We start from the raw sequence: 14,319 nt of genomic DNA, 5'->3' as shown, positions 1-14,319 counted from the left end.
CACCGAACCCGGCAGCCCGCAGCGACAGGGCAGGGACGCTTGCATCCCCTGCAACGCCTGCCCCCAAACCAGCCCTGCGGCATCCGCCCTCTGGTCTTTACCCTGCGGCCTGACTAGATTGCGCGAAAGCCAACGGAAAGTGCCCTATGCCGCCAGCCACCGAAGCCGACGACGACGCCACCACCTCTGCCCGCGAACGTGCCAGCGGCTGGCGCACCATCCGCCGCGTTGCGCCCTACCTCTGGCCCGACGATGCGCCGTGGGTGCGCCAGCGCGTCGTGCTGGCCCTCTTGGTGCTGGTGTTGTCGAAGGTCATCGCGGTGGCCACGCCCTTCTTCTACAAGACCGCCGTCGATGCCCTGTCGGGCGAGGGCGCGGGCTGGTGGCTTGCCGTCGGCGCGGTGGGGCTGACGGTGGCCTACGGCATGGCGCGGCTGATGTCGGTGGGCTTCCAGCAATTGCGCGATGTGCTTTTCACCCGTGTCGGCCAGCGGGCCCTGCGCGCGCTGGCGCTGGAAACCTTCACCCATATCCACCGCCTGTCGCTGCGCTACCACATCACGCGCAAGACCGGGGGCCTCAGCCGGATCATCGAACGCGGCGTGAAGGGGGTGGAATTCCTGCTGCGGTTCTTGCTGTTCTCGATCGGGCCGCTGGTTCTGGAACTTCTGATGATCTCGGTCGTGCTGTTCTGGCTGTTCGACGTCTGGTATCTGGTCACCGTCGTCGTCACCATCGCGCTTTATGTCTGGTTCACCTTCGCCATCACCGAATGGCGCGTGAAACAGCGCCGGGAGATGAACGCCCAGGATACCGATGCCAACCAAAAGGCCATCGACAGCCTCCTGAACTTCGAAACCGTCAAATATTTCAACGCCGAAGGCATGGAGGCCCGGCGCTACGACAGCGCCATGCAGAAATATGAGGCCGCCGCGATCAAGACCAATTATTCGCTGGCCTTCCTCAACTTCGGGCAGTCCTTCCTCATCACCTCGGGGCTGGTCGTGGTCATGGTGCTGGCCGCCGTTGGCGTGCAGCGCGGCGATCTGACCGTGGGCGATTTCGTCATGGTCAACGCCTATATGATCCAGATCACCATGCCGCTGAACTTCCTCGGCACGGTCTACCGCGAAATCCGGCAGGCGCTGGTGGATATGGGCGAGATGTTCGACCTGCTCGGCCAGCCCTCCGATGTCACCGACGCGCCCGATGCGCAGCCCCTGAAAGTACAGGGCGGCGCGGTAGAGCTGCGCGATCTGTCCTTCGGCTATGACCCGGCGCGGCCCATCTTGAAGGGCATCAGCCTGACCGTGGGCGCGGGCGAAACCGTGGCCATCGTCGGCCCCTCCGGTTCCGGCAAATCCACCATCGGGCGGCTTTTGTTCCGCTTCTATGACGTGACCGGCGGCAGCCTGCGCATCGACGGGCAGGATGTGCGCGACGTGACGCAATCCAGCCTGCATGCCGCGATCGGCGTGGTCCCGCAAGATACTGTGCTGTTCAACGACACCATCCGCTACAACATCGCCTATGGCCGCGAAGGCGCGACCGAGGCCGAGGTCATTGCCGCCGCGCGCGCCGCGCGCATCCATGACTTCATCGCCTCGCTGCCCGAAGGCTATGAGACTCAGGTGGGCGAACGCGGCCTGAAACTTTCGGGCGGTGAGAAACAGCGCGTCGGCATCGCGCGCACGCTGTTGAAAAACCCCCCGATCCTGTTGCTGGATGAGGCCACCAGCGCGCTGGATACCCAGACCGAGCAATCCATTCAGGACAGTCTGCGCGCAATGGGCCACGGGCGCAGCGTCATCACCATCGCGCACCGCCTGTCCACCGTGGTCGATGCCGACCGCATCGTGGTGCTCGAGGATGGGGTGATCGTCGAACACGGCAGCCACGACGCGCTTCTCGCCCGCAACGGCAAATACGCCGCCATGTGGGCGCGCCAGCGCTCGGGCGATGAGGTGCCAGCGACAGAGGTGCCAGCGACATAGGTGCCTGCGGATTGAGGGTTTGAACGGGGCTCTGATCTGACGCTGGTCTGACGCTGGGGCGTGCGGTTCACGCGGTAAGCCGCCCAGTCGCGCCGAGCGTACCCCGCGCGGACTCAAGGCCGCAGCAAATCGCCGGGCCGCATCCACGGCACGGCGATCTGGCAGGGTCGGCGCGCCGCATTGCCCGGTCCCGGACATTTCCGGCATAAACCGTAACAGCCCCCCTGTCAGATCGCCGCACCGCAGCCCGTCTATGCGCGGCTCAGCGCTTGAAGCACCCGTCAATCAAGCGGTGCATCGCGGCAATCTTGGCCTCAGCGCTTCTCGGTCGGGCAGGTGTTCATCCCGATGATCCGATAGGCAAGGCAGGTACTGAAAATCCCGGTCAGCGCAATCGGCACGCCGATCAGGTACAGCCAGCTATAGGCCCCGTCCATGTTCAGGAAGAACCCCAGGATCAGCGCCAGCCCAATCACGATCCGCAGCACCCGGTCGATCCCGCCTACATTTTTGGCAAACATTTCAATCTCCTGTCAAAACCCGTCCCGCCGGAAATGGCGTTGAGTTGTTAACCGGACATTAACACATTCAAAAATGGTTGTATATGCGGCACTTCGACATGGGGCAGGGGCGCGCGGCCCCGCAGGGCCCGCCAGACCCGCAGCCCGCCAGACTTTCAGGCCCCGCCCAGCACCTGCCGGGCATAGCGCCCGCCCAGCGCGGTCAGGATCTCATAGCCGATGGTGCCTGCCTGATCTGCTAGATCGTCGATCCCCTGATGCGGCCCGATCAGGTCCAGCGCTGCGGGCACCTCGGGCAGATGCGTGACATCCACGGTCAGCAGATCCATCGACACCCGGCCAACCAGCGGGCAGGGAATGTCGTCATGCCACAGCGTCGTGCGGTTGCTCAGACTGCGCAAGATGCCATCGGCATAGCCGCCCGACAGGGTGGCGATGCGCGCAGGCGCGGGCGCGGTCCAGGTGCCGCTATAGCCCACGATCTCGCCTTCCGCGACATCGCGCACCTGGATGACCGGCAGTGACAGGCGCACCACGGGCCGCGCCTCGGCGAAGGGCCTGCCGCCGTAAAGGCCGATCCCGGGCCGGGTCATGTCGAAATGATAGGCCGCGCCCAGAAGGGTTCCGCCGGTGGCGGCCAGCGAACAGGGCACGCCGCACCCCTCGACCATCGCGCTGAACGCCGCCAGTTGTTCACGGTTCATCGGGTCATTGGGCACATCGGAAGAGGCCAGATGCGACATGATCAGCCGGGGCCTGCGCGGCAGGGCCAGCGGTGCCACCGCCTGCCATTCGGCGGCCTCCATGCCCAGCCGGTTCATCCCGCTGTCCAGTTGCAGGCCAAAGGGCGCATCGGGCATGGTCTCGAACTGCCGCGTCACCTGTTCGATGGAATTGAGCATCGGCACCAGATCCGCGGCCGCCAACAGGTCCGCATCCCCCGGCATATGCCCGCCATAGACATAGATCGCGGGGCCGGGGCCCAGGGCTTCGCGCACCGCCGCACCTTCTTCGGCGATGGCGACAAAGAACGCCCGCGCCCCCGCCTCGGCCAAAGTCCGCGCCACCAGCCCGGCGCCAAGGCCATAGCCCCCGGCCTTCACCGTGGCGGCCGTCTGCACCGCCGCGCCCGAGGCCCGGTTCAGCGCCCGCCAGTTCGACGCCAGCGCGTCCAGATCAATCGTTAATGTTCCGCTTGCCATGCCCGCGTTCTGCCACGCCCATGCGCAGGGTCAAGCCAAAATCGTCCGGCCTGCACGCTGATGCGCAAAACCCGGCCCGGACGGCGCGCTGCCTGAGTGCCACGCACCACAGGCAAGCGTCCCCGAACAGGCCAAAACCCGCCGCCCAAAACCTCAGAACGTATCCGCGCCCTGCTGATAGGCGCGCACCAGATCGCCAAAGCGGGTAAACCGCCCCTCAAACGACAGCTCTACCGACCCGATCGGCCCATGCCGCTGCTTGCCGATGATGACCTCGGCCTTGCCATGGCATTGCTCCATGATCGCCTGCCATTGCGCCATCTTGTCCAGCTCATGATCGCCGGGTTTCTCGCGTTCCTTGTAGTATTCGTCGCGATACACAAACATCACCACATCGGCATCCTGCTCGATCGAGCCTGATTCCCGCAGGTCCGACAGTTGCGGGCGCTTGTCTTCGCGGCTTTCGACCTGCCGCGAAAGCTGCGACAGCGCGACCACGGGGATGTTCAATTCCTTGGCAATCGCCTTCAGGCCCTGCGTGATCTCGGACACTTCCTGCACCCGGTTCTCCTTGGAGGACCCCTTCAGCAATTGCAGGTAATCCACCATCAGCACATCAAGGCCATGCGTCCGCTTCAACCGCCGGGCGCGTGCCGCGACCTGGCTGATCGGCAGCGCGGGCGTGTCGTCGATGTACAGCGGGCAAGCCTCCAGCGCCTTCGCGGCCTCGACGAAGCGGCGGAATTCCACCTCGGTCATGTCGCCGCGCCGGATCTGTTCGGACGGCACCTCGGCGGCCTCGGACAGGATGCGCGCGGCCAATTGTTCCGCGCTCATCTCCAGGCTGAAGAAGCCCACGACGCCGCCATTCACCGCGCCCTCGACCCCGTCGTGCCGCATGCCGCGCTTGTAGGCCTTGGCGATGTTGAATGCGATGTTGGTGGCAAGCGATGTCTTGCCCATCGACGGACGCCCGGCCAGAATCAGCAAATCCGACGGGTGCAGCCCGCCCAGCTTCTTGTCCAGATCCATCAACCCGGTCGAAATCCCGGCCAGCCCGCCGTCGCGCTGATAGGCGGCATTGGCCATGGTCACCGCATCGGTCACCGCCTTCAGGAAGGATTGGAACCCGCGTTCCGCGCTGCCCTGTTCGGCCAGTTTGTAAAGCCGCTGTTCGGCCTCGACGATCTGTTCCTTCGGCTCGGACGCCACATCAACCTGCGCTGCGCGCGCCGAAATATCCTGGCCCAGCCGGATCAGATCGCGCCGCACGGCCAGTTCATAGATCATCTGCGCGTAATCTTTGGCCGCATAGGCCGAGATCGCCGCCCCCGCCAGCCGCGCCAGATAGGCCGGGCCACCCAGTTCCTTCAGGCCCGCGTCATCCTCCATGAACGCCTTCAGTGTCACGGGCGTGGCCAGCGCATTCTTCAAGATCCGCGCCGCGCAGATTTCAAAGATGCGCTGATGCACCGGGTCAAAGAAATGGTCAGGTTTAATCAGGCTCGATATGCGGTCATACACATCGTTGTTGGTCAAGATCGCGCCCAGAAGCTGTTGTTCCGCCTCGATATTATGCGGCAGCGTGTCGGTTGCGCCTTCGGGCAGGGCGTTCGGTATGATGGTCGTGATCTCATTCATGGCTGGTGCTCCGGGCGTCATCGTTCCCCAAATGGCGCATGATATCGTCCCCCAAATGCCGCTGAACTGTCGTGGTGGCCGTCTATGCCCTGATGGGCGCGACTTGGCAAATTGTATAACCCCGGCTCAACCCTGTGGATAAGCTGTGGACAGCGGGCTTCGCCCAACATGCTGGGGCAATCACGCGTGACTTGTCAATATCTGGGTGGGGCGTTAGCTGCCTGGCGCGACCCAATCCCGGGGGGCGTGCAGGAATTTCTCGACTTCGGCCAAAGTTTGCCCATCGAAATCACCGCGCGCCCGCGCCTCGGTCAGCACGTCCCACCAGGTGCACAGGTAATGCAGTCGCACGCCATGGTCGGCCAGCCGCTTCGGCGTCTCGTTGAAGATGCCATAGTAGAAAATCACCGCCGTATGCCCGCATTCCGCGCCCGTGTCGCGGATCGCATCGACGAAGGACAGCTTCGAACCGCCATCCGTGGTCAGGTCTTCCACCAGCAGCACGCGCTGGCCTTCGGTCATATCGCCTTCAATCCGCGCATTCCGCCCGTAACCCTTTGGCTTCTTGCGCACATAGGTCATGGGCAGCGCCATGCGCTCGGCCATCAGCGCGGCAAAGGGGATGCCCGCCGTCTCACCGCCCGCCACATTGTCGAAGGCTTCCAGCCCCGCCGCCTCGGTCACCGTGCACGACAGGAAATCCATCAGGGTGGACCGGATGCGCGGGTAGCTGATCAGCTTGCGGCAGTCGATATAGGTCGGCGCGCGCAGGCCCGAGGCGAAAGTGAAAGGTTCCGTCGCGTTGAAATGCACCGCCTTGATGTCGAGCAACATGCGCGCCGTCAGGCGGGCCATGGTCGCGCGGTCGGGATAGCTGGAGGGGATCATCGGCGGCGTCCTTTGGCTGGGCCGGAAAAACGGCCGGTTGGGGGCAGCGCGGCACAGCCGACCCGGCGGGCCGGAAAGCGGCGCGCGCGATTAGGTGGCCCCGCCGGCGGATGGCTGGCCCGAATCTGAAATTTCGGTTGGCGCGCAAAATGGCGGGGCGGGTGCCGGGCGTCAATGCCGTTTATGGCCCGGGGTGGGGTGCGGGGCAGGGCGCAGGGTGAAAACGTTAACCCAGCCTGCGGGCTGCGCGCGTATGTATCAAAGCCATACGCTTTCCATATCGTTTCCAGACGCTGGATCCGGGCTTTGGACTTTGGTTAACGCGGCCCCGTTCCGGGCCGCCCCGGTGGGGGCAACGCACCCATCGCCGCCCGGTCAAGGCCGCCATTTCAGGAAATTGGCAATCATCCGCAGCCCCACCGCCTGGCTTTTTTCCGGGTGGAACTGCATGCCAACGATGGTGTCGCGCCCCACCACCGCCGTGATCTCGGCGCCATAATCCACATGCGCCAGCCGCTGGGCCGCATCGGTCACGCTGAAATGGTACGAGTGGACAAAATACGCATGATCCCCGGTACTTAACCCGTCCAGTACCGGATGCGGGTGGTCGATCACCAGGTCGTTCCAGCCCATATGCGGCACTTTCATCGACGTATCGGATGGGATGATCGCCTCGACCCGGCCGCCGATCCAATCCATCCCGGGCGTGTCCGAATATTCCAGCCCGCGGGTGGCAAGTAGTTGCATTCCCACGCAAATTCCCAGGAATGGCACCGCACGGCGCTGCACGCTGTCTTCCAGCGCATCGGTCATGCCGGGCACGGCGCGCAGGGCACGCGCACAGGCGGGGAATGCCCCATCACCTGGCAGCACGATCCGGTCGGCCCGCGCCACATCCTCGGCCCGGTCCGACACGATCACCTGCCCCGCGCCAACCTCATCGGCCATGCGCTGAAACGCCTTCTGGGCCGAGTGTAGATTGCCACTGTCATAATCTACCAGTACCGTCAGCATGGGCTACAGCATCCCCTTAGTCGATGGAATCGCGTCACTTTTTCGCGCATCGGGCTCAAGCGCAACGCGCAGCGCGCGGGCCACGGCCTTGAACGCAGCCTCGGCGATATGGTGGCTGTTGACGCCGTGGCGCTGGTCGATATGCAGCGTGATGCCGCCATGGGTGGCGAGGGCCTGAAAGAATTCGCGCACCAGTTCGGTGTCAAATGTGCCGATCTTCGCGGTTGGAAATGCGACATTCCACACCAGATGCGGGCGCGCCGACAGGTCCAGCGCGCAGGCGATCTGCGCATCATCCATCGGCAGGACACACGATCCGTAGCGGGTGATGCCGCGCTTGTCCCCCATGGCTTGTGTCAGCGCCTGACCCAGCGCGATGCCCACGTCCTCGACCGTGTGGTGGTCGTCGATGTGCAGGTCGCCGTCGGCGCGGATCGTCATGTCGATCAGCGAATGCCGCGCCAGTTGGTCCAGCATATGGTCGAAAAAACCCACGCCGGTTTCGCAATCATAGCGGCCCGTGCCGTCCAGATCCACGGTGACGGTGATGTCCGTCTCGGCGGTTTTGCGGGTGATGGTGGCTGTGCGCATCAAGCTCTCCGTTCCGGTTGTCCGCGCAGGTATAGGGCGGCGCGCGGCCTGAGGGAAGGGGCAAGCGCATCCATCGCCAAACGCGAAAGTGGCGGGGGCGGCGCGAAAGCCGCGCCAAAACAACGGGGTAGGGCGGCGTCAGTCGCGTTTTCGGCTGCGGCGCAGATGCAGCCGATAGAGCAGCGGGGCCAGTGCATGGTCATATACTGCTGCCGAAAGCTGGCGCAGCCCCGGCAGATCCACGATCCGCGCCAGCCAGCGATAGCCCGGCATCGCGCGCCACAGCGCCACGAACGCGGGCACACCGCTGAGCACCCGGCCATCATGCAGCACATGCAGCCTGCGCGCAGCCGTGTCGGCGCTGACGCCATAAGCGGCCGGATCAGCGGTTTGCAGCCCGTCAAAACGGATGGGCAGCGCATGGCGATCTGCATGGCGCGCGTAATGGTCGATCTCGCGCGCACAGACCGGGCAGGCGGCGTTATAGAGGACCGACAGCTCGGTCTTCGCCGGGGGGGATGATGCTTTTTCAACCATGATGCAATTCTAGGTCTGCCCGCCCCCGCGACAAGCCTCAAGGTCATGGCCTGTACAGACCCGGCCCAAATGCCGCAGCCCGCGTGCTCAATAGATGTAGCGGATCTGTTCGGTCCAGTACCGTTCCATCCGGCGCAGCAGCACGTTCAGTTCGTCCAGCCGTGGACCGGTGACGATGCCGCGTTCGATCAGCCCTGCGGCATGGCGCGCGAACAGGGCGGCCACCACGCCCCGCACCTCCCGCCCCTGGGGGGTCAGGCGCACCCGGACAGACCGGCGGTCCATGTCGCAGCGCTGATGGTGCATGTATCCGGTTTCCACCAGCTTTTTCAGGTTATACGAGACATTTGACCCCTGATAATAGCCCCGGGTCTTCAGCTCCCCTGCGGTGACTTCCTGCTCGCCGATGTTGAACAGCAACAGGGCCTGCACAGCGTTGATGTCCAGCACGTTCAGACGCTCGAATTCATCCTTGATAACGTCCAGCAACAACCTGTGGAGGCGTTCGACGAGGGCCAGGCTGTCCATATATGTCGTCAGATCGTCGGATTTCGACGCGCCGGGGATGCCTGTGTGAATACTCATTGCGGTCTCCAGATTCGGTGCAGGTTCCGGACCGTACACCGTCAAATCACAACAACGGGTTAAGCGCCGTTGCGTAATGCAAAATCTGGTCAAAAGTCAGGCGAATGCAGCACGTACACCGGCTGCGCCCGTGTGGCAGGGTCAAACGACGTTGCGCCGCGCGCATGCGTGGCGGGGGCCGGGCGGGAACCGGCGGCACCCGCCGATGGGATCAGCCCGCGCTGGGGCGCGGTGCGATCCCGACATGGCCGCCGATATGCGTCAGAAGGGCGGTAAACTGGTCCGGCGCGGACTTCGCGCCGGTGACCCAGAGGTAGAGGTCCTGATCGTTCTCGCCCAGCATCCGCTCATAAAGGTCCAGTGCCACGGGGTCCAGCGCGGCCAGACCCGTGTCGGAAAATGGCCCTAGAATCAGGTCCATCTCCTTCATGCCGCGCCGCCAGGACCGCATGCGCAGCTTTTTCAGCCGTGCTTCTTGCGGGCTGATTTCCCCCGCCGAACCTGTTGCACCCGAACCTGTTGCACCCGAACCTGTTGCACCCGAACCTGTTGTACCCGTACCTGTTGTACGCGACCCCATTCTCACAATCCTTCCTTCACCACAGCGCGCAGCCGTTTTTCCAGCCCGCCCAATGTATCCCCCAACCGCGTCATCTCGGCGCGGACCTGGCGCAGATCGGCCAGTATCTCGCGCGCGTCCGCAGCCAGCACCGCATCGGCGGGCGGGTGGTCCAGCCCGTCGCCTTCGCCCGTCATCAGCCACCGCAGCGAGACATTCAGCAGCCCCGAAAGCATCTGCAGCTTGTTGGCGCGCGGTTCGGCGACATCGTTCTCCCAGGCCTCAACCGTCTTGAGCTTCACGCCCAGCCGACGTGCCAGCGCCGCCTGCGTCATGCCGCCCGCATCGCGCGCGGCCGCCATGCGATCACCAAATGTGGCGGCTTCCTCGGAAAACCAGCCGGTGCGCGGCTCTTCAGCAGAATTTTCGGTCATCAACGGCCCCTTTCCCTGATTATACTTGAACGCCCTTGGTCGCCAACCTAGAAGATGGAGCCGCAAGTTACAAACCGGAGTGCTGCCCCATGGCCTTTCTATCCGACACGCTGACCCGCGTTAAACCCTCTCCCACCATCGCCGTCACCTCGAAGGCGGCCGAGCTGAAGGCGGCGGGCAAGAACGTGATCGGCCTAGGCGCGGGTGAGCCTGACTTTGACACGCCGCAGAACATCAAGGATGCGGCAAAAGCGGCTATTGATGCAGGGAAAACGAAATACACCGCCGTTGATGGCATTCCCGAACTGAAGACCGCGATCTGCGCCAAGCTGAAGCGCGACAACGGGCTGGATTATGTACCGGCCCAGGTTTCGGTCGGCACCGGCGGCAAGCAGATCTTGTACAATGCGCTGATGGCGACGCTGAACCCGGGGGATGAGGTCATCATCCCGGCGCCCTACTGGGTCAGCTACCCCGATATGGTGCTTCTGGCGGGCGGGGAGCCGGTGATCGCCGAAGCCTCCAGCCAGACCGCCTACAAGCTGACGCCGGATCAACTGGAAGCCGCGATCACGCCAAAGACCAAATGGCTGATCTTCAACTCGCCCTCCAACCCCACCGGTGCGGGCTACACCTGGGATGAGCTGAAGGCGCTGACCGATGTGCTGCTGCGCCATCCCCATGTCTGGGTGATGTCGGATGATATGTATGAACATCTGGTCTATGATGACTTCAAATTCTGCACGCCCGCACAGGTAGAGCCGCAGCTTTATGACCGCACACTGACCGTGAATGGCGTGTCCAAGGCCTATGCCATGACCGGCTGGCGCATCGGCTATGCCGCAGGGCCGCAGGCCTTGATCAAGGCGATGGGCAAGGTGCAGTCGCAATCGACCTCAAACCCCTGTTCGATCAGCCAATGGGCCGCGGTCGAGGCGCTGAACGGCCCGCAGGATTACATCGCGGAAAACAACAAGACTTTCCAACGCCGCCGCGATCTGGTGGTCTCCATGCTGAACGAGGCCCCCGGCATCACCTGCCCGGTGCCCGAAGGTGCGTTCTACGTCTATCCCACCATCGCGGGCTGTATCGGCAAGACCAGCACGGGTGGGGCGAAGATCACGGATGATGAGGCATTCGCCACCGCGCTCTTGGAGGAAACCGGCGTTGCCGTCGTCTTCGGCGCGGCCTTTGGCATGTCGCCCGCCTTCCGCGTCAGCTATGCCACATCAGACGAGAACCTGACCGAGGCCTGCACCCGGATTCAGGCTTTCTGCAAGGGCCTGTCCTGAAGCATGGCCGCCGCGCCGCAATATTATTTCCGCACCAAGCCCATCGGCGGGGTCTTCTTCCGGATCGTGGAAGACCCGCGCTGGCGGCGCATGGACATGCAGCGGGTGGCGGGCATCAATGTCTTCAACGGTCAGATCACGCCCAATGAGGGCCAGACGATCAGCGCGGCAGAACACGCGCTGATCAAGGACTGGATCACGCAACGCCGCGCGGTATTGAATGCCCGTCAGATGGACGACATTCACCGCACGGTCGATCACCTTAACCTGACTGCGCATTGGGCGCAGTTCAACGCCACGCCAGACGAACTGGAAACGATCTCCGACACGCTGCTGATGGCCATGCATGATCTGCGCGACGTTCTGGTGCGCAAACGCGCGCACCGCGTGGAATCGGCGCAGGGCGGGGTAGAACCGGAAGCTGGTGCCAAAGGTGATGCCAGCGCCAAAGGCGGGGCCGAGGGCGCCCAGCCCTGACGCAACGCCCCCAAGGACGCAACGACCCCAAGAGGTGGCCCGAAACGGCGCACCAAGGTGCGCTGCGCCTGACAGTTTGCCCCCAAAGTCCTTGCTCGATCTCCACCATCGCCCGGGGCAGCGCCGTGCGCGCGCCCCGGGCGATGGTGTTTCAGCCGCGCTGCAACAGCCTGGCGGCCGCACAGCCCGGGTGCCCTCAGACCGACAGGCAGACGTATTTCATCTCCATGAAATCCTCGATCCCGTATTTCGACCCTTCGCGCCCCAGACCGGATTGCTTGACCCCGCCGAAGGGGGCGACCTCGGTCGAGATGATGCCTGTGTTCACCCCTACGATGCCGTATTCCAGCGCCTCCTGAACGCGGGTCACGCGGCTGACATCGCGGGCGTAGAAATACGCGGCCAGCCCGAAGATCGTGTCATTGGCCAGCGCCACAGCCTCTTCCTCGGTCTCAAACCGGAACAGGGGCGCCATGGGACCGAAGGTTTCCTCTTGCGACACGGCCATGTCCGGTGTCACGTCGGTCAGCAGCGTCGGTTCAAAGAACGTGCCGCCCAGATCATGCGGCTTGCCGCCGACGACCAGTTTGGCCCCCTTGTCCAGCGCGTCCTTGATATGCGCCTGTACCTTTTGCACCGCCTTGCCGCTGATCAGCGGGCCCGTGGTCGTGCCCTCGGCAAGCCCGTCGCCGACGCGCAGCTTCTTGATCGCAGCCTCGAATTTGACGGCAAAGGCGTCATAGACCCCGGCCTGCACATAGATGCGGTTGGCGCACACACAGGTCTGGCCATTGTTGCGGAACTTGCACACCATTGCGCCCTCAACCGCCGCATCAATATCGGCGTCGTCGAACACGATGAACGGCGCGTTGCCGCCCAGTTCCATGCTGCATTTCATCACCTGATCTGCGGCCTGCCGCAACAAGATCCGCCCCACCTCGGTCGAGCCGGTGAAGGTCAGCTTGCGCACCACCGGGTTTTCGCAAAATTCCTTGCCGATGTCGGATGCATGGGTCGACGGCACGATCGACAGCACGCCCGCAGGCACGCCCGCACGCTCGGCCAGCACCGCCATGGCCAATGCGGACAGCGGCGTTTCCGTCGCGGGGCGGGCGACAAAGCTGCACCCGGCGGCCAGCGCGGGCGCGACCTTGCGCGCAATCATCGCGTTGGGAAAGTTCCATGGCGTGATCGAGGCCGCGACGCCAATCGGCTGACGCAGCACGGTGATGCGCTTGTCGGGCTGGTGGCCGGGGATCGTGTCGCCATAGACGCGGCGCGCTTCCTCGCTGAACCACTCCACGAAGGACGCGCCATAAAGCACCTCGGCGCGCGCCTCGGGCAGCGGTTTGCCCTGTTCTGCGGTCAGGATCGCGGCCAGATCATCGACATTTTCCACCATCAGGTCGAACCAGCGGCGCAAGATCCCCGCGCGATCCTTCGCGGTGCGGCGCGCCCAGTCTTTCTGCGCGCCTTCTGCTGCGGCAATGGCGCGTGCAACCTCGACGCGGGTCAGGTCTGCGACCTTCGCCAGCACATCGCCACGCGCCGGGTTGGTGACTTCAAAGGTCGCGCCGTCATCGGCATCGGCCCATTTGCCGCCGATAAAGGCGCGGGTTTCCAGCAGCGATCCATCCTTGAGTATCGCGCGCAAGTCGGTTTGAGTATCCAGCATATCATCCCCCATTTGAAATTTGCATCTGTGAATTTGGCGTCAAGGGACCATATAAGCGGCGTCGGGGCAAGTACCAGACAATGGCGGGGACGCGACACGAAATGCCAGAATTGCCCGACCTTTCCGACGAATATGCCAATGCCGCCCATATCCCCGGCGGGGCGGATTTCTTGCCGCGCTGGACCGTACAGGCGGCGGCGTTCCGCGACGCGCTGGGCGACCGCGCGGTGCTGGGCCAGCCCTACGGACCCGGCCCGCGCGACTGGTTCGACCTGTTCATGCCAGCGGCGCGCGCACGCGGCACCCTGGTCTTCATTCATGGCGGGTATTGGCGCGCTTTCGACCCCCGGCTTTGGTCCGCCTTTGCGTCGGGTGCGCTGGCACGCGGCTGGGCGGTGGCGATGCCGTGCCACACCCTTGCGCCCGATGCGCGCCTGAGTGCCATCACCACGCAGATTGCGCGTGCGGTGGATGCGATTGCGCTCGTGCAGCCGGGGCCGCTGGTCCTGACCGGGCATTCGGCGGGCGGGCATCTGGTGGCACGGTTGGCCTGCACCGATGTCGCACTGGCTGCGGCGCCCCGCGTGGCGCGGGTGCTGCCGATCTCGCCCCTGTCGGATCTGCGGCCGCTGATGCAATGCGATTTCAACGCCGATCTGCGGCTTGATGCGGCCGAAGCCGCGCGCGAAAGCCCCGCCTTGCGCACCCCCCGTGCGGGCATCGACGCCCATGTATGGGTCGGCAGCGCCGAGCGTCCGGCCTTCCGCGATCAGGCACGCTGGCTGGGCACGGCATGGAACGCGCCGGTGACCGAGGACCCCGGTCGCCACCATTTCAACGTGATCGACGGGCTGGCAGACCCCGGGAGCGCCCTGTTGCGCGCCGCGCTGGCGGGGCTCTGACCTGCGT

Annotated in this window: 15 protein-coding genes; 4 read left to right on the top strand and 11 right to left on the bottom strand. The window is 64.4% G+C overall.

The genetic code is table 11. The annotated features are described in order from the left end of the window. Positions 1 to 146: 146 nt before the first annotated feature. Positions 147 to 1,994, top strand: a complete 1,848-nt coding sequence (locus tag H9529_RS06315; RefSeq protein WP_092891041.1) for an ABCB family ABC transporter ATP-binding protein/permease — start codon at positions 147 to 149, stop codon at positions 1,992 to 1,994. Between the two features lie 314 nt (positions 1,995 to 2,308). Here the strand turns inward: H9529_RS06315 and H9529_RS06310 are convergent, their stop codons facing one another. The 10 genes from H9529_RS06310 to H9529_RS06265 all read right to left on the bottom strand — a co-directional run bounded on the left by H9529_RS06310 (position 2,309) and on the right by H9529_RS06265 (position 9,966). Beyond that, entirely contained in the window at positions 2,309 to 2,515 is a 207-nt protein-coding gene (locus H9529_RS06310) for a YgaP family membrane protein (RefSeq protein WP_092891039.1), read from the bottom strand. 155 nt (positions 2,516 to 2,670) lie between these two features. After that, the gene (gene alr / locus H9529_RS06305; protein ID WP_092891037.1) at positions 2,671 to 3,717 is read right to left on the bottom strand and encodes an alanine racemase; all 1,047 of its coding nucleotides are present in this window, start codon (positions 3,715 to 3,717) and stop codon (positions 2,671 to 2,673) included. 153 nt (positions 3,718 to 3,870) lie between these two features. Continuing rightward, positions 3,871 to 5,358, bottom strand: a complete 1,488-nt coding sequence (locus H9529_RS06300) for a replicative DNA helicase (protein ID WP_092891035.1) — start codon at positions 5,356 to 5,358, stop codon at positions 3,871 to 3,873. A gap of 213 nt (positions 5,359 to 5,571) precedes the next feature. Then, positions 5,572 to 6,246: an orotate phosphoribosyltransferase gene (locus H9529_RS06295; protein ID WP_092891033.1), complete on the bottom strand. Its 675-nt coding sequence runs from the start codon at positions 6,244 to 6,246 to the stop codon at positions 5,572 to 5,574. Positions 6,247 to 6,621: 375 nt separating this feature from the next. Beyond that, complete coding sequence (gene hisH, locus H9529_RS06290; protein ID WP_092891031.1) at positions 6,622 to 7,260, bottom strand: imidazole glycerol phosphate synthase subunit HisH; 639 nt, start codon at positions 7,258 to 7,260, stop codon at positions 6,622 to 6,624. 3 nt (positions 7,261 to 7,263) lie between these two features. After that, positions 7,264 to 7,851 carry an imidazoleglycerol-phosphate dehydratase HisB gene (hisB, locus tag H9529_RS06285; RefSeq protein WP_092891029.1) on the bottom strand — a complete coding sequence of 196 codons (588 nt, stop codon included), beginning with the start codon at positions 7,849 to 7,851 and terminating at the stop codon, positions 7,264 to 7,266. A 138-nt stretch (positions 7,852 to 7,989) separates the two neighbouring features. Further along, the gene (locus H9529_RS06280) at positions 7,990 to 8,388 is read right to left on the bottom strand and encodes a thiol-disulfide oxidoreductase DCC family protein (RefSeq protein WP_092891027.1); all 399 of its coding nucleotides are present in this window, start codon (positions 8,386 to 8,388) and stop codon (positions 7,990 to 7,992) included. A gap of 87 nt (positions 8,389 to 8,475) precedes the next feature. Continuing rightward, the gene (locus H9529_RS06275; protein ID WP_092891025.1) at positions 8,476 to 8,973 is read right to left on the bottom strand and encodes a MarR family winged helix-turn-helix transcriptional regulator; all 498 of its coding nucleotides are present in this window, start codon (positions 8,971 to 8,973) and stop codon (positions 8,476 to 8,478) included. Between the two features lie 211 nt (positions 8,974 to 9,184). Continuing rightward, complete coding sequence (locus H9529_RS06270) at positions 9,185 to 9,424, bottom strand: succinate dehydrogenase assembly factor 2 (protein ID WP_223814354.1); 240 nt, start codon at positions 9,422 to 9,424, stop codon at positions 9,185 to 9,187. A gap of 131 nt (positions 9,425 to 9,555) precedes the next feature. After that, positions 9,556 to 9,966: a helix-turn-helix domain-containing protein gene (locus tag H9529_RS06265; protein ID WP_092891021.1), complete on the bottom strand. Its 411-nt coding sequence runs from the start codon at positions 9,964 to 9,966 to the stop codon at positions 9,556 to 9,558. An 89-nt stretch (positions 9,967 to 10,055) separates the two neighbouring features. On the opposite strand from H9529_RS06265, the gene H9529_RS06260 reads away from it, so the two are divergent. Continuing rightward, entirely contained in the window at positions 10,056 to 11,258 is a 1,203-nt protein-coding gene (locus H9529_RS06260) for a pyridoxal phosphate-dependent aminotransferase (protein ID WP_092891019.1), read from the top strand. Between the two features lie 3 nt (positions 11,259 to 11,261). Further along, positions 11,262 to 11,735, top strand: coding sequence for a hypothetical protein (locus H9529_RS06255; RefSeq protein ID WP_176847186.1), 474 nt, complete (start codon positions 11,262 to 11,264; stop codon positions 11,733 to 11,735). A gap of 196 nt (positions 11,736 to 11,931) precedes the next feature. Here H9529_RS06255 and H9529_RS06250 read toward each other — a convergent pair whose 3' ends face one another. Beyond that, on the bottom strand, positions 11,932 to 13,410 hold the full coding sequence (locus H9529_RS06250) for an NAD-dependent succinate-semialdehyde dehydrogenase (protein WP_092891017.1): 1,479 nt from the start codon (positions 13,408 to 13,410) through the stop codon (positions 11,932 to 11,934). 80 nt (positions 13,411 to 13,490) lie between these two features. On the opposite strand from H9529_RS06250, the gene H9529_RS06245 reads away from it, so the two are divergent. Then, the gene (locus tag H9529_RS06245; protein ID WP_092891015.1) at positions 13,491 to 14,312 is read left to right on the top strand and encodes an alpha/beta hydrolase; all 822 of its coding nucleotides are present in this window, start codon (positions 13,491 to 13,493) and stop codon (positions 14,310 to 14,312) included. Positions 14,313 to 14,319 lie beyond the last annotated feature (7 nt).

Source organism: Roseicitreum antarcticum (genome assembly GCF_014681765.1).
GTDB lineage: Bacteria > Pseudomonadota > Alphaproteobacteria > Rhodobacterales > Rhodobacteraceae > Roseicitreum > Roseicitreum antarcticum.
The sequence above is the reverse complement of the archived record's forward strand: the minus strand, read 5'-3'. Positions and strand labels throughout refer to the sequence as shown.